Source organism: Pseudomonas sp. SL4(2022) (genome assembly GCF_026625725.1).
GTDB lineage: Bacteria > Pseudomonadota > Gammaproteobacteria > Pseudomonadales > Pseudomonadaceae > Aquipseudomonas.
In genome coordinates this window covers 3,675,594-3,699,569 of the sequence record NZ_CP113060.1, presented here as the reverse complement: position 1 = coordinate 3,699,569, position 23,976 = coordinate 3,675,594, and the positions used below count along the sequence as shown (strand labels likewise).

Genomic DNA, 23,976 nt, shown 5'->3' with positions numbered 1-23,976 from the left:
CTCAATACTCCTTGTCGGCCTGATCCTTGCGCCGATAGGGGAATACGTCGATCACCTTGCCGGCACGAATGGCCTCCTGCAGGCTCTTCCAGTAATCGGCGTCATACAGGTCGCCATGCAGTTCGCTGAACAACTTGCGCTGCTTGATATCGGCAAACAGGAACGGCGGAAACTCCTCGGGGAACACATCCAGAGGGGCCACCGAATACCAGGGTTCGGAGGACATTTCATCCTCGGGGTAGCGCGGTGGCGGAATGCGTCGAAAGTTGGCTTCGGTGAGGAAGCAGATCTCGTCGTAGTCGTAGAACACCACACGGCCGTGGCGGGTAACGCCGAAGTTCTTCAGCAGCATGTCGCCGGGAAAGATGTTTGCTGCCGCCAACTGCTTGATCGCCAGGCCGTAGTCGTCCAGCGCCTCGCGCACCTGAGCTTCGCTGGCACTTTCCACATACAGGTTGAGCGGGGTCATGCGCCGTTCTGTCCAGCAGTGGCGCACCAGCACCGTGTCGCCATTGACCTCGACGGTGGACGGCGCTACTTCCAGCAGCTCCGCCAGGCACTCGGGGTCGAACTTGCTTAATGGGAAGCGGAAATCGGCAAATTCCTGGGTGTCAGCCATACGCCCTACCCGGTCGACGGTTTTCACCAGGCGGTACTTCTCAATCACCGTGGCGCGGTCGACGTTCTTCGAGGGTGAGAAGCGGTCCTTGATGATCTTGAACACGGTGTTGAAGCCCGGCAGGGTGAATACGCTCATCACCATGCCACGCACCCCCGGGGCCATGACGAACTTGTCGTCGGTGGTGGCCAGGTGGTTGATCAGCGAGCGGTAGAACTCCGACTTGCCGTGCTTGTAGAAACCGATCGAGGTGTACAGCTCGGCAATGTGCTTGCCCGGTAGGATGCGTTTGAGGAAGCCGACGAACTCCGCCGGATAGCCGACCCGCACCATGAAGTAGGAACGGGTAAAGGAGAAGATGATCGACACTTCGGCTTCGTCGGTAATCAGCGCATCGATCTGAATCCCCTGCCCTTCGCGGTGCAGCAACGGAATCACCAGCGGCCATTGCTCGTCGCGGGTGTAGATACGCCCCACCAGATAGGCACCCTTGTTGCGGTACAGGCGCGAAGCGAACAACTCGATGCGCAGATCAGGGTCCTTGCACACCCAGTCCGGCAGGCTGTCGCGCAATTGCTTGAGCAGGCGCGCGAGGTCACGCTCAAGGTTCTCGTAGCCGACTTCGAAACTGAAATCTTCGAAGATCTGCCGCAGAGCCGGCTCTACATCGCCCTTGGGCTCGTACACGCGGGTTTGCGGGGCGCGCTCATTGACCCGCAGAGCCGGGCGGGTGGTGTGGATGAACATGCAGCCGTCGTTGATCTGATCATGGCTGAACAGGCCGCAGAAGATCGAGTTGAACCAGGTTTCCGCCAGTTCATCGTCGTAGCGCAGGTCGATCAGGGCGATATAGGCCGACTTGACCAGCGGCCACTGTTCCACATCCAGCAGCACGTCCGCTTCATAGGCCTTGCGCAGGCGCTCGCTGACCGCCGTGACATATTCTTCATACAAGGCAATCCGGGCCGCAGATGCCTGCTGGATCTCCTGCCACTGGGCCTGTTCGAAACGCACCCGCGCCCCGTTGGTAATCTGCCGGAACTGCTCGCGGTAATCGTCGAAGCCTTCGAGGATAAGTGCGGCAATCGCGCTGGCCGGCCATTGTTGTGGCATAAACGAACCCCTACAGAAGAAATGCGGATAATCCGCCGAGCTTATCCAGTGGCCGCGCCAAGTAAAAGCCGGCAATGCATGGATAGACGCTTATCTACAAGGAAATATTGCCAGTTCAGTACTTTGAAGGCGTATTTCGGATTGCCTTGGCAGACGCTCCCGGCAACACTGCTCGGCCTGTTTCGCTGTCGTGGAGTCTGTTGTGCGTCTTGCTGACCTGATCCGTCTGCTATTGCTTGCTGCCATCTGGGGTGCCAGCTTTCTCTTCATGCGCATCATCGCGCCGGTACTGGGCAGCATGCCGACCGCGTTTTTCCGCGCCAGCCTGGGCATGCTCGGCCTGCTGGTGATTCTCCTGCTGATGCGCGTGCGCTGGGACTTCAGTGGCAAGCTCAAGCACTGCCTGATGCTTGGTGTGATCAACGCCGGCCTGCCCTCGGCCATGTATTGCATGGCCGCGCTGGTACTGCCGGCCGGCTATTCGGCGATTTTCAATGCCACCACCCCTATGATGGGCGTCCTGATCGGCATGCTGTTCTTCGCCGAAGCCCTGACCCTGAGTAAGGCGGTCGGCGTGGCCATCGGTCTGTTCGGGGTGGCGGTGCTGACCCGCACCGGCCCGGTGGAATTCGACCTTAATCTGCTGCTGGGCGCGGCCGCCTGCCTGGTGGCGACCGCCTGCTATGGCGTTGCCGGTTTTCTCACCCGCCGCTGGATTGGCCAGCAAGGCGGTCTGGACAATCGCCTGACGGCCTTCGCCAGCCTGTGTGGTGCCAGCCTGTTTCTGCTGCCCTGGTTTGCCGGCTCCCTGGTGATGCAGGCACCAGCCAGCTGGGGCGGGCTGGAGGTCTGGCTTTCGCTGGCCGGGCTGGGCTTTATCTGTACAGCATTCGCCTACGTGCTGTATTTCCGCCTGCTCAGTGATATCGGACCGATCAGGGCCAGCACCACCACCTTCCTGATCCCGCCCTTCGGCGTACTCTGGGGCGCCTTGCTGCTCGATGAGCCGCTGTCCTGGGCCTACCTGTATGGCGGAGTACTGATCGCCATCGCCCTGTGGCTGGTGGTTCGCCCGACAGCCGGAAAACCCGCTTGATGCCAGCTTGGGTCAGGAAAAACCGCATAAAAAAGCCCGCTGTGATGCGGGCTTTTTTATGCAAAACCGCTCAAGCAGCGCTCAGCTCAGGCGCGAGGTCGACTTGCGAATGATCTTGATCGAATGTTTGAGTGTCGGCTTGCGCGTCACGCTGATGGCACGGCGAGTCACGGTGTCGATCGTGATATTCCAGAAGCCGCTGCTAGGCACAGTGATCTTCGCTGGGAAGGTGTCGAATGCGCCACCGTGGTAGGTATGCCGACCGCCATTTTTAAAACTGCGGAAGTTGGCATCACTCATCAGGCGAATGTTGCAGGTCTGCGAACACTCGATCACGACGATATCGTCTTCGTTGAGGTGTTCGCGCTGGTGTATAAATTTCATTTACCGCTCCGCACAGCTGGGTCAGGCCAATCAGGTTGCCAGTATGAGTGCCCGGCGCGGCTTGAGCAAAGGCTAGTCGTTTTGTATGCGCATCCGATGCTTGTCCATCTCAACGCATACCACCGCAACCTGGCCGGTGGTAGCATGCGCGCCCCATGCATATTCACGAATTTCAGCAACGCCTGACCGACCTCGGTGCCAAACCCATGCACATCGGGCGTATTACCCGTGCCTGGCTGCGCGGGATGCCGCTGGACACCGGTACGCGAAACCAGAAGACCGAGAACTTTCTGCCACTGGCAGTGCGCAATGCTCTGCCCGAAATCAGCAGCGAACTCGATGGACTGGCGCGCCTCAGCTCCGAGCACTCGGCAACGGACGGGTCGGCACGCTTGCTGGTGGAGTTGGCCGACAAGCAGATGGTGGAAAGCGTGCTGCTGCCGCGCGATGGCCTGTGCGTCTCCAGCCAGGTGGGTTGCGCAGTGGGCTGCGTGTTCTGCATGACCGGCAAGAGCGGCCTGCTGCGCCAGCTGAGCACCGCCGAGATTGTCGCCCAGGTGGCCCTGGCGCGGCGCTTTCGCGCAGTGAAAAAGGTGGTGTTTATGGGCATGGGTGAGCCGGCGCACAACCTTGATAACGTGCTCGAAGCGATCAATCTGCTCGGCACCGAGGGCGGTATCGGCCAGCGTAATCTGGTGTTTTCCACCGTCGGCGATCCACGGGTGTTCGAGCGTTTGCCGCAGCAGCAGATCAAGCCGGCCCTGGCGCTTTCGCTGCATACCACCAATGCTGAACTACGCCAGACGCTGCTGCCGCGCGCGCCGCGTATCGACCCTGAAGAGTTGGTCGAGCTGGGCGAAGCCTATGCCCGACAGATCGATTACCCCATTCAGTATCAGTGGACACTGCTCAAGGGCATCAACGACAGCCAGGCGGAAATGGATGGCATCCTGCGTTTATTGAAGGGCAAGTACGCGATCATGAACCTGATTCCCTACAACAGTCTGGAAGCGGATGCGTTTCAGCGCCCCGAGGGTGACCGTATCGTGCAGATCGTGCGCTACCTGCACAGCCGTGGCGTGCTGACCAAAGTGCGCAACTCGGCCGGCCAGGATATTGATGGCGGCTGCGGACAATTGCGCGCCCGCGCGAGTGAACTCGTCAGCAAGCGCAAGACTCGCACTGAATAGCCGGGCCAGGTTTTCTCTAATGCTTACGCCGTAGCCGGCACATATTGGCGCTGCAAAAAATCCAGCAGTAAGCGGTTAACCTGCTCGGCCTTCTCGTTCTGAATCCAGTGCCCGCACTCACTCAGCACATGCTGCTCCAACTGGGGCACACGTTTGGGCATCTGCTTGAGGGTGTAAGCCTCCAGAGTGCCGACCGGGTCCTGATCACCCAGAAGAAATAACGCAGGCTGTTCAATCTGCCGATCCGCCAGGGCCTCAGTGCGCAGCCAGTTGCGTTCGAAATTGCGGTACCAGTTCAGCGCACCATAAAAGCCGCGACCCTCGAAGGTTTTCCGGTAGTGATCGAATGCCGCGTTATCACACCAAACAGGCAGAGCGCCGGGGTCGAGCATGCCCTCGAACAGCCCTGCCCCAGCCGGCTTTTCCTGCAGAAAGTGGTCCTTGGGCACAGCCGCCGACGTGTTGTGCATCATCATGCGCAGGGTGCTTGGGATGTCAGCATCCATTTCCGCCTCGGCTACTCCAGGCTGCTGAAAATGCAGGATGTAGTGAAAACGTTCGGCGTACAGCTGACGCATGATCTCGATGGCCGGTTGCCTGGGGCGTCCGCCAAACGGCACCGCCATGCCGACTACGGCCTGCACCCGTTCAGGTTCAAGCAAGGCCAGGTGCCAGGCAACGGGTGCGCCCCAATCGTGGCCGACCACGCACACCTGTAACTGGCCGAGTTGGTCCATGGCTGCCTGGATATCGGCGCAGATGGTCAGCAGATCGTAAGCCGCAGGATCACGCGGCGCGCTGCTCTGGCCATAGCCGCGCATTTCCGGAATCTGCACGCGATAACCGGCAGCCGTTAACGGCTCGATCTGCTGGCGCCAGGAATGCCAGCACTCGGGAAAGCCGTGCAGCAACCAGACCGGTCGCCCAGTCGCGGGACCGGCGCTGTATAGACTCAGGTCAATGCCGTTGACCTGAAGGATGTGCTGCTCGAGCTGATGCATATAAGCCTCCATTAACCGAGGCCACTATGACAAAGGCACATCCAGGAATGGGCCTTTATTTATCCGCCGAATATCTGGAGCTTGTTGCCGTTTCGTTCGCGGCCGCGCCGTCGCCTGTTTTAGCGCGAGGCAAGGCACGAGACACGAAGTTTGGTTGTTGCAAATGAGTGTCGAGAATCCAGTACCGCGCTAAAACAGCGCCAGGCTCTTACCCAGCAATCAAGATTGCGCCGTGCTCCAGTCAATCCACTGCAGCTGCCAGGTCGCCAGAATCAGCAAGCCAAAGCCGATGCGGTACCAGGCAAACGCCGCATAGCTATGCTTACCGATAAAACTGAGCAACGCCCGTACTGCAATCATGGCGAAGATAAACGAGGTGACAAAGCCAATTACAAACACCGGCAAATCACTGGCCTGAAACAGGTCACGGTACTTGTAGCCAGAGTACACCGCAGCACCAACCATGGTCGGCATGGCAAGGAAGAAGGAAAATTCGGTCGCAGCCTTGCGCGACAGACCGAACAGCAGGCCACCGATAATCGTCGCGCCGGAGCGTGAAGTACCGGGAATCATTGCCAGGCACTGCGCGAAACCGATCTTCAGCGCATCCTGCCAAGTCATGTCATCCACGCTCTCGGCGTGTACCAGATGCGTACGCTGCTCAGCCCAGAGCATGATCACCCCACCCACCACCAACGCCAGCGCCACGGTGATCGGGTTGAACAGGTAATGATGAATAAGATCGGCGAACAGCACGCCCAACGCCACGGCCGGCAAAAACGCAATCAGCAGATTGGCGGTAAAACGTTGTGCCTGCGGCTCTCTAGGCAAGCCGACAACAATGCCGAGAATCTTGCGCCGGTACTCCCAGACCACAGCAAGAATCGCCCCAAGCTGAATGATGATATTGAAGGCCATCGCCCGCTCACCGCCAAAACCGATCAGATCAGCAACGATGATCTGATGCCCGGTGCTGGAAATCGGCAGGAACTCGGTGAGCCCTTCCACTACGCCCAGAATCAATGCCTGAGCGGCAACCCAAAGATCCATCCCACTCCCCCAAAATGTGCGTTACCCCGCACGACACAACGATGATGAATCCGCGAGGGCTTCTACAGTCTGTCCGAATGCAGGGATTTAAAAGACACAAGTCCAGCCAAATCACAGGCTTAACGTACAGCGGCGCAAATCCTAGCAGAGAACATGCGCCCCAGTACGGGCAACCGTGTGTCTTGTACCCACCTGACTTGCTGCAGCCAGCGGCTCTCTACACGGCGTTTATGCCCTGATTGGCCTAATGTCTAACGTAAGAAACGGCGCAGCACGCTTGTAAAAGCGCCTCATGGAAAAACACGGGAGCATCCCCCATGAATAGCTTACGCAGTCTGCCCATCAATCGTCGTCTTTGGCTGATACTGGCAGTGGCGATCATCATGCTGGTAATCCAGGGCGGCCTGTTACTTAAGCAGATTCACACCGACCTGCACGCAGCGAAAAGTGAAAAAACCCAGCATGTTGTACAGAGCGCAGCGGGCATCCTGAAGTTCTTTCAGGATCAAGAAGCAGCCGGCAGCCTTAGTCGTGAGCAAGCGCAGAAACAGGCGATGGAAGCCATACGCAGCATGCGCTATGCCGGCCAGGAGTACTTCTGGATCAATGATCAAACGCCAACGATGATCATGCACCCCACCAATCCCAAGCTTGAAGGGCAAAACCTGTCAGGTTTCAAGGACCCTGATGGCAAGGCACTGTTTAACGAGATGGTTGCGATCAGCAAGAGCCAAGGCTCAGGCCAGGTAAACTATCGCTGGCCCAAGCCTGGGGCCAGCGAGCCAGTCCCCAAGATTTCCTATGTGCAACTGTTCAAACCCTGGGGCTGGATCATCGGCTCAGGCGTCTATGTCGATGATGTGCAGGTCGAGTTCCAAGAGCACGCGCTGCACGCAATGTTGATCGGGCTGGTCATTACCGCGCTGGTCGCGCTAATCATTGTGTTGATCATTCGCAGCATCACCCAGCCACTGCAGCAAGCCGTTAACGCGATGATCAACATAGCCAGCGGTGATGGCGACCTTACACGCCACCTCGACACCCATGGCAGCGATGAGCTGTCCACCCTCGCCAGGCACTTCAATGCCTTTACCGAAAGACTGCGCCTGGTCATTCGACAGGCACTGGCATCTGCTAGCAAACTGGATAGTGCAGCCCGCGAACTTGGGCTGGTATCCAACCAGGCGCAACACTTCAGCGAACAACAATCACAGCAGATGCAGCAGATCGCCACAGCCATCAACGAGGTGACATATGGCGTACAAGATGTCGCGAAGAACGCAGAGCACGCCTCTTCGGAAGTGCATAACGCCGAAGAGCAGACACAGCAAGGTCAGCAAAACATTGAAAGCAGCCTGCGTCAGATCAATGATCTATCCACAACCATCAGCCAAGCGGTCAGCGTGATTCAGGCCTTGGCCCAGGAAAGTACACAAATTGGCAGCGTGCTCGAAGTAATCCGTTCAATTGCCGAACAGACCAACTTGCTGGCGCTCAACGCCGCGATTGAAGCGGCTCGCGCCGGCGAGCAAGGGCGCGGATTTGCGGTGGTTGCCGATGAGGTGCGCCTATTGGCTCAACGCACGCAAAAATCCACAGCTGAAATCCAGGTCATGATTGAACGCCTGCAAGGTAACTCTGAGGCGGCAGTAAAAGTTATCAACGAAAGCAGTCAAGCCTCACACCTGACGATTGAACAAGCCAGCCAAGCTGGCGGGAGCCTCATTCAGATCGCAGGCGGCTTGCGCAAACTCAGCGTGCTCAACACTTCCATCGCCAGCGCGACACTGCAACAATCCCACGTCGTCGAAGACATCAATCAGACTATTACCCAAGCGGCAGGCCTGGCTCATAACAATGCACAGGCCGCTCAGCAATCCAGTGTGGCGGGACAGCAGCTTGGCCTACTTGCCGAGCAGCTCAATAAACTCCTTGGGCAGTTCAGAGTATGAGACGTCGATGAGCAGCATGGAACATCAGGAAGTTGACCTGAGCAAACCGCAGAATCAGGACCTCATATGGGACCTGGACAGCATTGCGAGACGCGAGCTGGCGGAACGCTTTATCAAGCTGTTTGAGAACCGTCTATGCGTGTATTCGGAATCTACACGCCAGCTCTATACCAACTATGACCTGCATTTTCCCAGTGATCTGGGCCGCAAGATGGTCGTGTTACCAAACCCTTATGCCTTTCATGACACATTGCATGGCATCGAAGCTCATGCCGTACGCAAAACCGGCCTATGCGTTCTCCCCGGTATCGTGCTGCAAAAGCCCGGCTTACTACTAACCACGGTCATCAAAGACGGCGGTCCAACACCAAAGACCATGCCATTCAAACCCGCACTGGCGCAAATCATCAGCAACCAGAAAAAGACGGGGGATATTTTTCTGCCCATTATGATGAAAGGCGACCTACGCGAATTTGATCAACACATGCCCTACATCCACCTGCATCGCCTGCAGATCGGCCGTCTTGCACGCCTATCAACCTTCGAGCGCGATGATATCCAGCAGACCATTACTCGAAAGCTGCTGATGCTCTACCGCCAGGCCGACAGCCTGAGTTGCCATTGAGGCTGAGCACAGGGCAATAAAAAAGCGAGCACCAGCCCACTGATGCCCGCCTTGTTGTATTGGTCGCCGGGTCTTACTGCTGACTGACCCAGAACACCGCAGTGGCGACAAAGATCAGAATCAAGGCAAAGATGGCCCTGGCATCGACCACGCTGTCAGCATTATCCGGTTCACTGTGTTCGGTCATGGACTACCCCTCTTGTTGTGTTTATGGGTGAAGCGCCTCTAGCAGTTAAGACCAGCGTGCGGGCTTCCTCAAGCCGTCCGGCTATGTTGGCTCGCGTCCTTATCACTTTAAGTTCTGTCCATATACTCAAACATCACTTTTGCGCATAACCCTGAACTGATATCTTCCACCGGCTCCGCAGGGAGTGCGCGGCCGTGCGCGCTGATTAGCTGTAAAAAGCCTGATAACAGGACACTCCATGTACGTATACGACCAGTACGATCAAAAAATCGTCGAAGACCGCGTTAAGCAGTTCCGCGATCAAACCCGCCGTTACCTTGCCGGTGAACTGAGCGGTGAAGAATTCCGCCCGCTGCGCCTGCAGAATGGCCTGTACATCCAGCGCTTTGCGCCCATGCTGCGCGTTGCCGTGCCGTACGGTCTGATGTCGTCCACCCAAGTGCGCATGATGGCCAAGATTGCCCGTGACTACGACAAGGGTTACGCGCACATCAGCACCCGTCAGAACGTCCAATTCAACTGGCCAGACCTGGAAGATGTGCCTGACATTCTTGCCGAGCTGGCCACCGTGCAGATGCATGCGATCCAGACCAGCGGCAACTGCATCCGCAATACCACCACCGACCAATTCGCCGGTGTGGCCAAGGATGAAATCATCGACCCACGTCCGTGGTGCGAGATCATTCGTCAGTGGTCGACCTTCCACCCCGAGTTCACCCACCTGCCGCGCAAGTTCAAGATTGCCGTCAACGGCGCAGTGAGCGACCGTGCCGCGATTGAAGTGCACGACATCGGCCTGGAAGCGGTACAGAACGACGCTGGCGAGCTGGGCTTCCGTGTTTCCGTCGGTGGCGGCCTGGGCCGTACCCCGATCGTCGGCAGCTTTATCAACGAATTCCTGCCGTGGCAGCACCTGATCAGTTACCTCGACGCCATCCTGCGTGTGTACAACCGCTATGGCCGTCGCGATAACAAGTACAAGGCGCGCATCAAGATTCTGGTCAAGGCGTTGACCCCTGAAATCTTCGCCGAGCGAGTCAATGCTGAGTGGATCCACCTGAAAGACGGTCCGACCACCCTGACCGAAGCTGAAGTGGCTCGCGTTGCCGCGCACTTTATCGACCCGGCTTACAAAGCCCTCGAGGATCAGGATGTAACACTGGCTGCCCTGGATGCCGAACACCCAGGCTTTGCCCGCTGGCGTCAGCGCAACACCTTCGCCCATAAGAAACCGGGCTATGTGGCCGTGACTCTGTCGCTCAAGCCAACCGGCGTGGCACCGGGCGATGTCACCGACAAACAGTTTGACGCGATTGCCGACCTGGCCGACCGCTACAGCTTTGGCGAAGTGCGCAACAGCCACAACCAAAACATCATCCTCGCGGATGTTGAGCAGGCGCAGCTGTTCACCCTGTGGGGAGAACTGCGTGAAAACGGTTTCGCCACGCCGAACGTCGGCCTGCTAACCGACATCATCTGCTGCCCCGGCGGCGACTTCTGCTCGCTGGCCAACGCCAAGTCGATCCCAATTGCCGAAGCCATCCAGCGTCGTTTCGACGACCTGGATTACCTGTTCGATATCGGCAATATCGATCTGAATATCTCCGGCTGCATGAACGCCTGCGGTCACCACCACGTTGGCCATATCGGCATCCTCGGGGTGGACAAGAAAGGTCAGGAGTTCTATCAGGTATCGCTCGGCGGCAGCGCCGGTCGCGACGCGAGCCTGGCGCAGATCCTCGGCCCCTCCTTCGCCGAAGCGGACATGGCTGACGTGATCGACAAGATCGTCAAGGTCTATGTTGAGCGCCGCACCGAAGAGGAGAGTTTCCTCGACACCTTCCGCCGTATCGGTGTAGACCCGTTCAAGGAGCGCGTATATGCAGCGAATCATTAAGAACGCTCAGCTGATTGACGAAAGCTGGCACCTGCTGCCCAAGGACGCCACGCTGGACGGCATTCCCAACTGCGACGACCTGATCGTACCGCTGGGCTTGTGGGTCGAGCACAGCACCGCGCTCAAGGCCCGCGATGGCGGCCTGGGAGTGTGGCTGGATGCCGGAGAGGAAATCGAGGAAATCGCCGATCAACTGGATAACTTCCAGGTCATCGCGCTGAACTTCCCTGCTTTTACCGATGGCCGCCACTGCTCCACCGCCTACCTGCTGCGCAATCGTTACGGCTATAGAGGCGAAGTGCGCGCCATCGGCGATGTTCTGCGTGATCAGTTGTTCTCCTACCAGCGCGTTGGCTTCGATGCCTTTGCTCTGCGGGAAGACAAAGACCCAGTGGACGCTTTGAAAGCCTTCGAGGAATTCAGCGAGGTGTATCAGGCCTCCACCGATCAGCCGCTGCCGCTGTTCCGTCGGCGTGCCTGAAGACCTGGACTACAATAAAAAGCCCCGCATAAGCGGGGCTTTTTATTGTGGTGAACTCACGGCCGAATTAGCGGCCTGACGCTTTTTTCTTCCCGCTGGGCAATAAGTGGGAAAACACTGCATGCAAGTCGTCTGATGCGGTTTCGCCATCCAGATTGAGCTTCGCATCCACACTGTCCATATGACGCATCATCAGGTCGACCGCCACATCCACATTGCCGGCTTCAATCGCATCGATGACCTGATCATGCTCGGCATCCGAACAATGGGTGCGACTGTTGCTTTCGTACAAGGCGATAATCAGTGAGGTCTGCGAAATCAGGCTGCGCAGAAAGCCCAGCAAGGTCAAGTTGCCTGCCGCTTCGGCGAGCTTCAGGTGGAACTCACCGGACAGACGAATACCCATGCCACGGTCACCACGGGCGAAACAGTCGCGCTCATTGATCACCATCTGGCGCAGCGCGGCAATCTGCTCAGGCTTGGCATTCTTGCAGGCCAGTTCGGTAATCGCGCGCTCGATCATCCGCCGCACATAGAAGATCTGCCGGGCTTCTTCCGCCCCCGGGCTGGCCACTACCGCACCACGGTTCGGGCGCAGCAGCACCACCCCTTCATGGGCCAGGCGCGACAGTGCACGGCGGATGATGGTGCGACTGACGCCGAAGATTTCACCGAGCGCCTCTTCACTGAGCTTGGTGCCAGGCGCCAGACGCTGCTCAAGAATGGCATCAAAGATATGGGCGTAAACGACATCGTCCTGAGTCCCGCTGCGAGTGCTTTTGCCTTCGCGCGTCTGCTTCTTTAGGGGCTGCAATTGTTCGTTCATTGTGGCTCGCGTGATCTGGATTCGGCGTTGCTGATGCAACTCTACTGTGTGTTACCCACTGGTTGGCAAGGTAAGTCAGTGAAAAGTCACAGATAAAAAGCCATTGCATTGTACACAATGTGATCAGCGCGTACACAGCCATCACGGCATAACACCCCTGCAATTGTGCATTAGCAGACCTTTTCTGGCCTTGGTGCACAGGGCTGCGCGTGCAGCAGGAAAGAACACCGCTCGCGGCATACATCTTCTCTGCACAAAAGCCACCTGCGCATCACCGTAAACGTCTTGTGGTGTACGACAGATGTTGCGCCAAGCTAGGAGAAATGGGCACTTGGCAGGTTTCGCCCGTCTTGCTCTAACCCCGGCCACCGTGATCTCGGTAACTCATCTGTTTTGCATAGATAAAAACCGAGTACATCCTTAATTTTAAAAAGAAACATTATTTGCTTTTTTTGTATACAACATCATAATCGGCGCAGTGCGATTTATTGACCAGAAAGTCAGCTAAGCGCGCCAGCAAGCCCTAAAGCACCACCTACCTCAAGAGTCGAGCAGTGCGCAGCACAGGCTCTGGGTGGCACACAACAAGAGATGAGGAGCACCCCTGTGGAAAGCGCTAAACAAGAACAACACGCAACCTACGCAGTGACCCCGCCAGGCGCTGGTTTAATTGAACGCCTGTTCAAACTCAGCCAGCACCGCACCACAATCAAGACCGAGCTGGCCGCCGGCCTGACCACTTTTATCACCATGGCCTACATCATCTTCGTCAACCCCAACATCATGGCCGATGCCGGCATCGACCATGGCGCAGCCTTTGTGGCTACCTGCCTGGCAGCTGCAGTCGGCTGCTTCCTGATGGGCCTGTATGCCAACTGGCCAGTCGGCCTGGCACCAGGCATGGGCCTAAACGCCTTCTTTACCTACACCGTAGTCGGCGAGATGGGCTACAGCTGGGAAACCGCGCTCGGTGCAGTGTTCCTATCTGGCGTGCTGTTTATGATCCTGACCTTCTCGCGGATCCGCGAATGGCTGCTTAACAGCATCCCCAGCAGCTTGCGTTTCGCCATGGGCGCAGGGGTTGGTCTATTCCTTGGGCTGATCGGCCTGAAAACCGCTGGTATCGTAGTCGCCAGTCCGGCAACCCTGATCAAGTTAGGCGACCTGACCAGCGCCGGCCCTCTGTTGGCGGCCATCTGCTTCCTGATGATTGCCATTCTTGAGTACCACCGCGTGTTCGGCGGCATCCTTATCAGCATCCTCGCCGTCACCCTGGCTGGCTGGGGTTTGGGTATGGTCGAATACGGCGGCCTGTTCTCTATGCCACCGAGTCTGGCCCCAACTTGGCTGGCGATGGATGTAGCAGGTGCCTTCGAAGTGGGTATGATCAGCGTGATTCTGGCCTTCCTCTTCGTGCACATGTTCGACACCGCCGGCACCCTGATGGGTGTTGCGCAGCGCGCCAAGCTGGTGGATGAGAACGGTCATATCGAAAACCTCAGCAAGGCGATGAAAGCCGACAGTACCTCCAGTGCACTGGGTGCCCTGGTCGGCTGCCCGCCTGTCACCAGCTACGTGGAAAGTGCCGCCGGCGTTGCAGCCGGTGGTCGTACTGGCCTGACCGCAGTCACCGTCGGCGTGCTGTTTATCGCCGCGATGTTCTTCGCCCCACTGGCTGGCATGATCCCGGCTTACGCCACTGCTGGCGCGCTGATCTATGTTGCGATGTTGATGATGAGCGGCATGGCGCACATCGACTGGGAAGACCACACCAACACCATCCCGGCCATCATCACCGTGGTGATGATGCCGCTAACCTTCTCGGTTACCGATGGTCTGGCGCTGGGCTTTATCACCTTCGTAGCACTGAAACTGTTTACCGGTCGCTATAAAGAAATCACCATCAGTCTGTACGCGCTGGCGGCGATCTGCCTCGCCAAGTTCATCTTCCTGTAAGGTTTACTGACGAGCACCCGAGCCCCTGCGCACTGCGTCGGGGCTTTTGCATATGTGGAGAAATGCGCAATGAGTCTGGATACCTGGCTGCTGTTCAGCAGCGCCGCCTTGATCGTGATCCTGATCCCGGGGCCACTGTCGCTGCTGATGGTCAGCAACAGCCTGAACTACGGCCTGCGTCGCTCGGCCCCAGCGTTTCTGGGTGGTGTATCGGCGTCCATCTGCCTGCTCAGCGCATCGGCGCTGGGACTGGGTGCGCTGCTGCTGGCGTCCGAGCAGCTGTTCAGCCTGTTGAAGATTGTCGGCGCGCTCTATCTGTTCTACCTCGCCTGGCAGAGCTGGCAGGAATCACGCAAAGCCGCCAAGCCGTTGACGGCCGAAGAGCAGCCGGTTAACCCGGGCGTTCGCGGCATGTTCTGGAAAGCCTTTGGTCTGGGTGCCAGCAACCCTAAGGACATCCTGTTCTTTGCCGCCTTTCTGCCGCAGTTCATCAACGCCGAACGGCCCATGCTTAGTCAGTTGCTGGTAATGATCGCCACCTGGGCGGCGTTGGATCTGGCCTGCAAGCTGTTCTATGGCCTCAGCGCCCAAGGCGCCGCGCGCTACCTGCGCTCGGGCAAGGGCCAGGTGTGGTTCAACCGCATCAGTGCTGCCTTGTTCGGCGGTGCTGGCGCTGCATCGCTGCTTAGTCGCTGAACTCGCGAAGTCCGAAGTCCTGGGCTTCGCGCACCTCCCCCGCCCTACTCAGCCCCTCAAATCGCAGGCCAAAAAAAGCCCGCAGTGTGGACGGGCTAGGGACTCTTAAATTGAGTCAGAGGGTGACAAGCATTCGGTTCAGCTACCGCGATAGGTGGAATAGCTGTACGGAGAAATCAGCAACGGCACGTGGTAATGCTCCTGAGCAGCATCGATACCAAAGCGCAGCACTACCACATCCAGAAAAGCCTGCTCAGGCAATTTGACGCCGCGCGCACGGTAATAGTCGCCCGCATGGAAATGCAGCTGGTAAACCCCGCTGCGGTAGTCTTCACCTTGTAGCACCGGGGCATCACAGCGCCCATCGTGGTTGGTGACTACGCTGGTCAACAGCTCTAGCTGAGCCCCTTCAACGCGATACAGTTCGATCTTCAGTTCGCTGCCAGGGCAACCGTGGGCAGCATCCAGTACGTGTGTAGTCAATCGTCCCATTGCATATGGGCATCTGCCTGAACCGGCCAGCACAGACGCCGCACCTCCTCTACTTTTATTTAAATTCGCCAGAGCAGTCAGAGCAGCAGCCGTAACGACTGCTCAGCAGAGCATCTGAGCCAAAGAATAAGACATTCACACCAATAATTGTACACAATAATTCGATATTTATGCTTTAAGAGTCGGCTCAAAGCAAACCTAAATCATGGATAAGCGCTTGCCAGCTCTGGTTTTATCGTAAAACTCCTGACGCCCTGGACAAATTCGTCGACAACGCACTTTTTCACAAAATAAGTGAACTTTCGATTTACAAGATGCAAATCACTTTGTATACAATTAGCCCATCACGGTCGTGCAGCCTATCCATGCCTGCCCAATGACCGCCACAAACAGCAAGAAGGAAGACTGCAGTGAGCGCTGACTACCCACGCGACCTGATCGGTTATGCCAACAACCCGCCCCATCCGCACTGGCCCAACGATGCACGCATCGCCCTGTCGTTTGTTCTCAATTATGAAGAAGGCGGTGAACGCAACATCCTGCACGGCGATAAGGAATCCGAGGCGTTTCTCTCGGAGATGGTGGCAGCGCAACCGCTGCAGGGGCAGCGCAACCTGTGCATGGAATCGCTCTACGAGTATGGCAGCCGTGCCGGCGTCTGGCGTCTGCTTAACCTGTTTCAGAAGCACAACATCCCGCTGACCATTTTTGCCGTGGCCATGGCCGCGCAGCGTCATCCAGATGCGATCAAGGCGATGGTCGACGCAGGCCACGAGATCTGCAGCCACGGCTACCGCTGGATCGACTACCAGAACATGAGCGAAGCCGAAGAGCGCGAGCATATGCTCGAAGCCATCCGCATCCTGACTGAACTGACTGGCGAACGCCCGGTGGGCTGGTACACCGGCCGCCTCGGGCCGAACACTCGCCGCCTGGTCCGTGAAGAAGGTGGCTTTCTGTATGACAGCGACACCTACGACGATGACCTGCCCTACTGGGACCCGGCCAGCACCCTGGACAAACCACACCTGGTGATCCCTTACACACTCGACACCAACGACATGCGTTTCACCCAGGTGCAGGGCTTCAATAAGGGCGACGATTTCTTCGAATACCTGAAAGACGCCTTCGATGTGCTTTACGCCGAAGGCGTGGCCGGCGCGCCGAAGATGCTTTCGATCGGCATGCATTGCCGCCTGCTCGGCCGTCCGGCGCGTCTGGCATCACTGGCGCGCTTCCTTGAATACGTGCAAAGCCACGAACAAGTCTGGTGCGCCCGCCGCGTCGACATTGCCAAACACTGGTACGCGACCCATCCGCTGCAAGAGCCATCCAAGGAGAGCTCTAAATGAGCCGTTTTCAAACCCTGACCCCGTCCCGTTTGAGCCGTGAAGACTTCGTCAACGTCTTCGCCGATATCTACGAGCACTCGCCCTGGGTCGCCGAGAAGGCTTTTGACCTAAGCCAGGACGCCGGGAGCCCAGACCCCAGCATCGACGAAATCAACGGCCTGCATCAGCGCATGGCCGACCTGTTGCTCAGTGCCAGCCACGCTGCACAGCTGGCGCTGATCAATGCTCACCCGGATCTGGCCGGCAAGGCAGCCGTTCGTGGTGAGTTAACTGCCTCTTCGACGTCGGAGCAGGCTGGTGCGGGCATTCATGAATGCACCGCAGAAGAGTTCGCCCGCTTTACCGAACTGAACGATGCCTACAAGGCCAAGTTCGGCTTCCCCTTCATCATGGCGGTGAAAGGCAGCAATCGGCACCAGATCCTGGCGGCCTTCGAGGAACGGATTCACAACTCCCCGGAGCAGGAATTCGCCTGCGCCCTGGCCGAGATCAACAAGATCGCGCTGTTCCGCTTGCAGCAGCTGTAGGCCGCAAGCCCACCGCCCTCCCCAACGCCACCACTAAGGCAGACATTTCATGAAAGCTTACGCCGTACCCTTTGAGAAATACGTCAACCTCGCCGACGCACGCCTGGGCACCAAGGCCATCTCGGTCACCGACGACTGGTTCGCCGACGTCAACCGTCTGTTCCAGCCGACTCCGGCCGTATGGAAGGAGGGCGTGTTCGATGACAACGGCAAGTGGATGGATGGCTGGGAGTCGCGCCGCAAGCGCTTCGAAGGTTACGACAGCGCGGTGATCCGCCTGGGCGTACCGGGCTCGATCAAGGGTGTGGACATCGACACCAGCTTCTTCACCGGTAACTTCCCGCCGTCGGCATCCCTGGAAGGCTGCTTTGTCGCTGAAGGCGACCCGACCGACGCCACCGAGTGGACTGAAGTACTGGCCGCAGTCGAGCTGCAAGGCAACAGCCACCACTACCACGAAATCAATAACGCCCAGGCCTTCACCCACCTGCGCTTCAACATCTACCCGGACGGTGGCGTCGCTCGTCTACGCGTCTACGGCGTACCGTTCCGTGACTGGTCGAACGTAGGTGACAACGAAGAAGTTGACCTGGCTTCCGCACTAAATGGCGGGCGGGCGCTGGCCTGCTCGGATGAGCACTTCGGCCGCATGAGCAACATCCTCAATCCGGGCCGTGGCATCAACATGGGCGACGGCTGGGAAACTGCACGCCGCCGTACGCCAGGTAACGACTGGGTGATTGTCGCCCTCGGCCATCCGGGCGAAATCGAGCGCATCGTCGTCGATACCTTGCACTTCAAAGGCAACTACCCGGACAGCTGCTCGATCCAGGGCGCCTTCGTCAAAGGCGGCACCGACAGCCAGATCGAAACCCAGAGCCTGTTCTGGCGCGAGCTGCTGCCAAGCCAGAAGCTGCAAATGCACGCCGAACACGAGTTCAGCGAGCAGATCAACGCCCTCGGCCCAATCACCCACGTACGGGTGAACGTGTTCCCGGACGGTGGCATCAGCCGTCTGCGCCTGTTCGGCAAAGTCGCCAAGTAAGCCATTAAACCCCTCTCCCATTGGGAGAGGGGCATAAACGAACGAACAAGAAGACCCACATGCGCACATTGATCATCGAGCCGCTGAGCAAAGAAGCCTTCGCCCCCTTTGGTGACGTTATCGAAACCGAAGGCAGCGAGTACTTCATGATCAACAATGGCTCCACTCGCCGTTATCACAAACTGGCTACGGTCGAGACCGCACAGCCAGAGGATAAGGCGATCATCAGCATCTTCAGTGCCGAGGCACTGGATATGCCGCTGACCATTCGCATGCTGGAGCGCCATCCGCAGGGCAGTCAGGCGTTTATCCCACTGCTCGGCAACCCCTTTCTGATCGTGGTCGCGCCACTTGGCGATGCACCTGAATCAGAGTTGGTCCGCGCCTTCCGCAGCAACGGCAGGCAGGGCATTAATTACCATCGCGGCGTTTGGCACCACCCGGTGCTGACGATCGAAAAGCGGGATGACTTCCTGGTGGTTGATCGCAGTGGTTCTGGCAACAACTGCGATGAGCATTTCTTTACCGACGACGAGCAACTGCTCCTCGCCCCCCACCAATAAGAGAAGCCCAGCATCGGCGTGCCGGCACTGGGAAAGAGGTACTGATTGTGGAAGCGCATTTGACTGAATGGCTGAACCTGGGCATCCGCTGGATCCATATGATCACCGGCATCGCCTGGATCGGCGCATCCTTCTATTTCGTCTGGCTGGAAAACAACCTCAACCGCAGCAACCCGCGCGAAGGCCTGTCGGGTGACCTCTGGGCGATTCACGGTGGCGGTATCTACCACCTGGAAAAGTACAAGTTGGCTCCGCCCAAAATGCCGGAAAACCTGCACTGGTTTAAATGGGAAGCCTATTTCACCTGGCTGTCGGGTGTGGCACTGATGCTGGTGGTCTACTACCTCAACCCGAGCCTGTACCTGGTTAAACCGGGCGTTGATCTGGCCCCGGAAATGGCCATTGCCATTGGCTTCGGTTCGATGGTGGCGGGCTATGTGGCGTATCACTTCCTCTGCGACTCGCCGCTGGGCAAGCGCCCGGCCCTGCTTGGCGCCGTGCTGTTCGTGCTGATCATCGCGGCCGCTTATGGCTTCAGCCAGATCTTCAGCGGCCGCGCTGCCTATATCCATGTCGGCGCGATCATCGGCACCATCATGGTCGGCAACGTGTTCTTCACCATCATGCCGGCCCAGCGCGCGCTGGTTAAGGCCATCGAAGACAACACCACGCCGGACCCGACCCTCCCAGCCAAAGGCCTGCTGCGTTCACGCCACAACAACTACTTCACCCTGCCGGTGCTGTTCATCATGATCAGCAACCACTTCCCGAGCACCTACGGCAGCCCATACAACTGGCTGATTCTGGCGGGCATCGCGATGCTAGCGGTCCTGGTACGCCACTACTTCAACACCCGCCATGACAGCAGCAAATACGTCTGGACTCTACCTGCCGCCGCACTGGGCATGATCTGCCTGGCGTTTGTCACGGGGCCGAGCATGAAAGCCGCCAGCACCGAAGCGCCCCAAGCAGCCGCTATTACCTATGCAAAAATTCCGGCCACTGCCGTAAGCGGTAATCCGCAGGTAGCGAAGGCAGCTGAACCCCCCAGCACACCTGCTGAGCCAGCAGCCACCGCACCAGCGGTAGCAGCTGTCGAGTTTGCTAAGGTCAGCAGCGTGATTCAGGAACGCTGCAGCGTCTGTCACTCGGCCACGCCGAGCAGCCCACTGTTCAGCGCACCACCGGCCGGCTTCATGCTCGACACCCCTGAGCAGATCAAAGCGCAAGCCGCAAAGATTCATGCGCAAAGCGTGGCTTCACAGATCATGCCGCTGGGCAACATCACCCAGATGACCCAGGAAGAACGCGAGCTGATCGGCTCATGGATCGACCAAGGCGCACAAATCAACTGATTAACAAAAAAGCCGCATCCTCGGATGCGGCTTTGGCTGTCCCTTATGCGCTGCTTTTGTGCACCAGACACACCCACCCCAAGCCCTCGACCTCCCCTCGTAAACCCTCTCCAACATTGTTGTAGACCACGACTGACGTGGCCTGCAGGCAACTTCGTCGACAGCTACTTTTTGTGCACAATGTTTAAATAAATTGTTTTAAAGAATGTAAACAAATTGTTATAGTTAGACCCTTCTGACCCGCAGGACAACTTCCTGCCTGATCAGCTGGAGGCACCGTGAAGCCTCGTGTAAGCCAATGACCAAGAACAACAACTGGCAGGCTATGACATGACCACGCTCGCAGCATCCATACCCCAGTCACGCCTGGACTCCGCTGGCATACAACGCCACAGCCAACACATCTCAGTTTTTCACCCCGCCGCGCAGTCGATTTCCAGCGGGGCGGCAAGCCCCCAACAACTGCCGCGATGCCAAGCACCGCCTGCCCATACGCACTTCCCGCGTACACGACTGATTTACCGTTTCTCCGCTTGATCCACTGTCTGGTTTTGCGGCTTGCCGCAGAGACGAGCAACCTTGTAAATCCACAATAAGGAAAACGTGATGAAACTGAAGCACCTGCCCCATTGCATCGCCCTCTCAGCCGGTCTGTTTACCGGCCAGCACGCCTTCGCCGAGGGTGCCTTTCTTTGGCAAGACACTAGCCTCTCCTACCTTTATGGCAGCAACTTCCAGCGCCTGAACAACAACGCCGAAGAGCAGCGTTCGCAAAGCACCTTCACCTTGGAAAACGCCAGCGGCTGGACGTGGGGCGACACGTTCTTCTTCCTCGACTACGTAGACGCTGACAACCGGCAGGCACGTGGAAGCAACTTCGGCAACTTGAGCGTCAAGGAGAAGAGCAGCTTCTACTACATGGAATTCTCGCCACGCGTCAGCCTCAGCTGGCTCACCGGCCAGGATCTGTCCGCAGGCCCGCTGAAGGATGTCTACGCAGCCTTTACCTATGAAAAAGGTAACGGCGGCCCTGGCACCGAGAACTACCTGTACGGCATTGGCACCGCCTGGAACGCTCCAGGCTTCGCCTACCTGAACGCCAACCTGTATGCAGTGAAGGTCAATAACCACATCTTCTTCGATCATGACTTCAAGGCATCGGACAAGGGTAACGGCCACACCTACCAGCTGACAGTGAACGGCGCTTATCCGTTTGCCATTGGTGAACAAGACTTTGTGGTCGACGGCTACATCGACTGGCGCGCCCCATCCAAGGATGCCGGCACCCAGACTTCGGTCGGTTCCTCAATCCAGATCAAGTGGGATGCGGGCAAAGCGCTATTCGGTGAAGGCCGCAAACTGTACGTCGGTACCGAGCTGAACATGTGGCACAACAAATACGGCATCAAACCAATCGACGGTTCCACCCATGGTTTTGATCAAACCGCCGTGCAGGCCTTGGTTAAATACCATTTCTAAGTAGCGGGATGACCATGCGCTTGCTGGGTAAGCGGCAAACGCAAAAAACGGGGATGGCAGCAGTGCCATCCACCGTTTTTTAGCGCGTGGCAAAAGTGAAACAAAAACCTAAAGCCCGAAATGCGAGCACGCTCCATTGCAATTCACGCCGGCACACTGCATCCGAAACACCATTCGCACCAGACCGTGAACCGCACACACATTGGCACTGCCGGACTCGGCTACTGCGATTGAGCCTCCTTGAATTTTTTCCGCTCCAGGAAGTCTAATTTCCATTGCTCCAGGCCAATATGCTCGGGGTCCAGGTTAGCCTCGACCCGATACTGCTGCTTGAGCGCAGCGATTTCGGCCTGGTACTCGATCAAGAAGCGATCAAAACGTTGCATCAGCTGAGTCTGTTTGATCGTCGAGAGCTTGAAGCTACCCCGGTTGTGCGGCAATGTCGGATCAAAGATCAGTGCCCCTGGCCGTGCCCTGATGTTATCCAGGTAATGAGTGGCCACCACCACGTTGAAATAGGCGCCATCTGTGTCTTTCCTGAGCGCCTGGCGAATCATCTGGCGCAGGTCATCGCTGTAGGTCAGTTCAATCTGCCCGCCATCGATACGCTCCTGATAGCCCCAGGGTGTCCAGCCATTGACCATGGCCAGGCGCTTGACCTGCTCAACCGGCAGCCCCAGACGCTGTGGCGCAACCAGCACGCCATCGACATACTCGACCACGCCCTGGCTGTAGCTCAGTGACTTACCAGTCTTTTGCGCCTGCGCCCAAGTCTCGCTATCCGGATATTTCAGATCCACTTGACCCGCCAGCAACGCAGGGAGCAACTGCTCGACCGGCAGCACCTTGTAGCTCAGCTCTATCCCGCTTTTTTGCGCAAACAAATCGAATAAATCGCGCGCAAAGCCCTGGTACTGGCCTTGTGCATCGACACTGTAATGCGGTGCGAAAGCCAATTTCTCGACACCTATCACGTAGCTTTCTGCCTGGACGGCGGTGGAACAGACTACGGCGAGCAAACTGCAGATGTGCAAAAGCTTCACAGCAAACCTCCTGTTAAGTGTGACGTGGGTGGGTAATGGCAAGTGATGCGGTCTAGCCGCCGGTCATGCTCATAAAGCGTACGACTTGAACCTGCTCATCGCTCTGGAAGTGGTGGCGTTCGGGCTTGAGTTGCAGCGCATCGAGCAAGGCCTGGCGCAAGCGTTGACTGTCACCCGGGTGGGCGCGCATCAACCCCTTCAGATCCAAAGCATTTTCATGCCCCAGGCAGAGCACCAGCTTGCCCTCTGCGGTGACGCGAACGCGGTTGCAGTCGCCGCAGAAGTTGTGGCTATGAGGCGAGATAAAACCAACCTGGGTGTCGCTGCCGACCACTTGCCAATAGCGCGACGGCCCGCCAGTCAGCTTGCTGCTGCGCACCAGAGCATGGCGCTGCTCGATGCGCTCACGCACTTCATCGCTCGAGCAGAAGGTCTGCTCGCGCTGATGGCTGGAAATACTGCCCAACGGCATTTCTTCGATAAAACTGATATCCAGGCCCCGCGCCATGGCGAACTCGAGCAGGTCGAGCACTTCGTCATCGTTACGGTCTTTCTGTACCACGGCGTTGAGTTTGATCTTGCGAAAACCCGCAGCACGGGCCACCTCGATACCGTCCAGCACCTGATCGAGTTTGTCGCGCCGAGTAAACGCAGCGAAGCGCTCGCGCTGCAGCGAATCCAGGCTGACATTCAGGCGCTTGACCCCAGCCGCATGCAGTTGCGGCGCCAGCTCGGCCAATTGCGAGCCGTTGGTGGTAATGGCCAGGTCGTCCAGTTCCGGGCGCTGGCCCAGGCGGCTCAGCAGGCTGAGCAGATTCTTGCGTACCAGCGGCTCGCCGCCCGTGATGCGGATACGTTTGACCCCAAGACCAATAAAGGCATCAGCCACGCTATACAGCTCCTCCAAGGTAAGGATCTGTTCACGTGGGGTGAACACCATGTTTTCGCTCATGCAGTAGGTGCAGCGAAAATCACAGCGGTCAGTAACTGACAAGCGCAGGTAGGTGATACGTCGACCGAACGGGTCAACCAGTTGATTGATCACGA

The 23,976-nt window shown here is 57.8% G+C and carries 22 protein-coding genes and 1 pseudogene; 15 read left to right on the top strand and 8 right to left on the bottom strand.

What is annotated here, in order from left to right; all coding sequences use genetic code 11:
• Position 1: 1 nt before the first annotated feature.
• Entirely contained in the window at positions 2 to 1,732 is a 1,731-nt protein-coding gene (aceK, locus tag OU997_RS17585) for a bifunctional isocitrate dehydrogenase kinase/phosphatase (RefSeq protein ID WP_108486406.1), read from the bottom strand.
• Positions 1,733 to 1,934: 202 nt separating this feature from the next.
• Here aceK and OU997_RS17580 point away from each other — a divergent pair, with 202 nt between their 5' ends.
• Positions 1,935 to 2,828 carry a DMT family transporter gene (locus OU997_RS17580; protein ID WP_267807805.1) on the top strand — a complete coding sequence of 298 codons (894 nt, stop codon included), beginning with the start codon at positions 1,935 to 1,937 and terminating at the stop codon, positions 2,826 to 2,828.
• Positions 2,829 to 2,909: 81 nt separating this feature from the next.
• Here the strand turns inward: OU997_RS17580 and OU997_RS17575 are convergent, their stop codons facing one another.
• Complete coding sequence (locus OU997_RS17575; RefSeq protein WP_108486408.1) at positions 2,910 to 3,212, bottom strand: DUF1883 domain-containing protein; 303 nt, start codon at positions 3,210 to 3,212, stop codon at positions 2,910 to 2,912.
• Between the two features lie 155 nt (positions 3,213 to 3,367).
• Here OU997_RS17575 and OU997_RS17570 point away from each other — a divergent pair, with 155 nt between their 5' ends.
• Positions 3,368 to 4,402, top strand: a complete 1,035-nt coding sequence (locus OU997_RS17570; RefSeq protein WP_267807804.1) for an RNA methyltransferase — start codon at positions 3,368 to 3,370, stop codon at positions 4,400 to 4,402.
• 23 nt (positions 4,403 to 4,425) lie between these two features.
• Here OU997_RS17570 and OU997_RS17565 read toward each other — a convergent pair whose 3' ends face one another.
• Positions 4,426 to 5,403: an alpha/beta fold hydrolase gene (locus tag OU997_RS17565; protein WP_108486410.1), complete on the bottom strand. Its 978-nt coding sequence runs from the start codon at positions 5,401 to 5,403 to the stop codon at positions 4,426 to 4,428.
• Between the two features lie 219 nt (positions 5,404 to 5,622).
• Entirely contained in the window at positions 5,623 to 6,453 is an 831-nt protein-coding gene (locus OU997_RS17560) for an undecaprenyl-diphosphate phosphatase (RefSeq protein ID WP_108486411.1), read from the bottom strand.
• Between the two features lie 317 nt (positions 6,454 to 6,770).
• Between OU997_RS17560 and OU997_RS21090 the strand changes: the two are divergent.
• The 5 genes and pseudogenes from OU997_RS21090 to OU997_RS17540 all read left to right on the top strand — a co-directional run.
• A pseudogene (locus tag OU997_RS21090) lies at positions 6,771 to 7,547 on the top strand (cache domain-containing protein); the annotation flags it as partial.
• Positions 7,548 to 7,670: 123 nt separating this feature from the next.
• Positions 7,671 to 8,405 carry a methyl-accepting chemotaxis protein gene (locus OU997_RS21085; RefSeq protein WP_371920653.1) on the top strand — a complete coding sequence of 245 codons (735 nt, stop codon included), beginning with the start codon at positions 7,671 to 7,673 and terminating at the stop codon, positions 8,403 to 8,405.
• A 7-nt stretch (positions 8,406 to 8,412) separates the two neighbouring features.
• Complete coding sequence (locus OU997_RS17550) at positions 8,413 to 9,030, top strand: hypothetical protein (protein WP_108486413.1); 618 nt, start codon at positions 8,413 to 8,415, stop codon at positions 9,028 to 9,030.
• A gap of 425 nt (positions 9,031 to 9,455) precedes the next feature.
• Positions 9,456 to 11,114, top strand: coding sequence for a nitrite/sulfite reductase (locus OU997_RS17545; protein ID WP_267807802.1), 1,659 nt, complete (start codon positions 9,456 to 9,458; stop codon positions 11,112 to 11,114).
• Positions 11,098 to 11,595, top strand: a complete 498-nt coding sequence (locus tag OU997_RS17540; protein WP_108486415.1) for a DUF934 domain-containing protein — start codon at positions 11,098 to 11,100, stop codon at positions 11,593 to 11,595. The genes OU997_RS17545 and OU997_RS17540 overlap by 17 nt, the downstream gene beginning before the upstream one ends.
• 67 nt (positions 11,596 to 11,662) lie before the next feature.
• Here the strand turns inward: OU997_RS17540 and OU997_RS17535 are convergent, their stop codons facing one another.
• On the bottom strand, positions 11,663 to 12,421 hold the full coding sequence (locus OU997_RS17535; protein WP_108486417.1) for a GntR family transcriptional regulator: 759 nt from the start codon (positions 12,419 to 12,421) through the stop codon (positions 11,663 to 11,665).
• Positions 12,422 to 13,027: 606 nt separating this feature from the next.
• Between OU997_RS17535 and OU997_RS17530 the strand changes: the two genes are divergently transcribed.
• Positions 13,028 to 14,377 (top strand): NCS2 family permease, encoded by a 1,350-nt coding sequence (locus tag OU997_RS17530; protein WP_108486418.1) that lies wholly within the window; start codon positions 13,028 to 13,030, stop codon positions 14,375 to 14,377.
• Positions 14,378 to 14,446: 69 nt separating this feature from the next.
• Positions 14,447 to 15,073: a LysE family translocator gene (locus OU997_RS17525; RefSeq protein WP_267807800.1), complete on the top strand. Its 627-nt coding sequence runs from the start codon at positions 14,447 to 14,449 to the stop codon at positions 15,071 to 15,073.
• 138 nt (positions 15,074 to 15,211) lie between these two features.
• Here OU997_RS17525 and uraH read toward each other — a convergent pair whose 3' ends face one another.
• On the bottom strand, positions 15,212 to 15,595 hold the full coding sequence (uraH, locus tag OU997_RS17520) for a hydroxyisourate hydrolase (RefSeq protein WP_177479977.1): 384 nt from the start codon (positions 15,593 to 15,595) through the stop codon (positions 15,212 to 15,214).
• 380 nt (positions 15,596 to 15,975) lie between these two features.
• Between uraH and puuE the strand changes: the two genes are divergently transcribed.
• The 6 genes from puuE (at position 15,976) to OU997_RS17490 (ending at position 21,886) form a co-directional block, all read left to right on the top strand.
• Positions 15,976 to 16,917, top strand: coding sequence for an allantoinase PuuE (gene puuE, locus OU997_RS17515; RefSeq protein ID WP_108486421.1), 942 nt, complete (start codon positions 15,976 to 15,978; stop codon positions 16,915 to 16,917).
• The gene (gene uraD, locus OU997_RS17510; RefSeq protein WP_267807797.1) at positions 16,914 to 17,444 is read left to right on the top strand and encodes a 2-oxo-4-hydroxy-4-carboxy-5-ureidoimidazoline decarboxylase; all 531 of its coding nucleotides are present in this window, start codon (positions 16,914 to 16,916) and stop codon (positions 17,442 to 17,444) included. The genes puuE and uraD overlap by 4 nt, the downstream gene beginning before the upstream one ends.
• Before the next feature lie 49 nt (positions 17,445 to 17,493).
• Positions 17,494 to 18,489 (top strand): allantoicase, encoded by a 996-nt coding sequence (gene alc, locus OU997_RS17505; RefSeq protein WP_108486423.1) that lies wholly within the window; start codon positions 17,494 to 17,496, stop codon positions 18,487 to 18,489.
• Between the two features lie 59 nt (positions 18,490 to 18,548).
• Positions 18,549 to 19,052 (top strand): ureidoglycolate lyase, encoded by a 504-nt coding sequence (locus tag OU997_RS17500; protein ID WP_108486424.1) that lies wholly within the window; start codon positions 18,549 to 18,551, stop codon positions 19,050 to 19,052.
• Positions 19,053 to 19,099: 47 nt separating this feature from the next.
• On the top strand, positions 19,100 to 20,407 hold the full coding sequence (locus OU997_RS17495) for a urate hydroxylase PuuD (protein ID WP_267807794.1): 1,308 nt from the start codon (positions 19,100 to 19,102) through the stop codon (positions 20,405 to 20,407).
• 606 nt (positions 20,408 to 21,013) lie between these two features.
• On the top strand, positions 21,014 to 21,886 hold the full coding sequence (locus tag OU997_RS17490; protein WP_108486426.1) for an outer membrane protein OmpK: 873 nt from the start codon (positions 21,014 to 21,016) through the stop codon (positions 21,884 to 21,886).
• A gap of 221 nt (positions 21,887 to 22,107) precedes the next feature.
• On the opposite strand, the gene OU997_RS17485 is transcribed toward OU997_RS17490, so the two are convergent.
• Positions 22,108 to 22,929 carry a substrate-binding periplasmic protein gene (locus tag OU997_RS17485; RefSeq protein WP_267807793.1) on the bottom strand — a complete coding sequence of 274 codons (822 nt, stop codon included), beginning with the start codon at positions 22,927 to 22,929 and terminating at the stop codon, positions 22,108 to 22,110.
• Positions 22,930 to 22,981: 52 nt separating this feature from the next.
• The gene (gene moaA, locus OU997_RS17480) at positions 22,982 to 23,974 is read right to left on the bottom strand and encodes a GTP 3',8-cyclase MoaA (RefSeq protein ID WP_371920650.1); all 993 of its coding nucleotides are present in this window, start codon (positions 23,972 to 23,974) and stop codon (positions 22,982 to 22,984) included.
• Positions 23,975 to 23,976 lie beyond the last annotated feature (2 nt).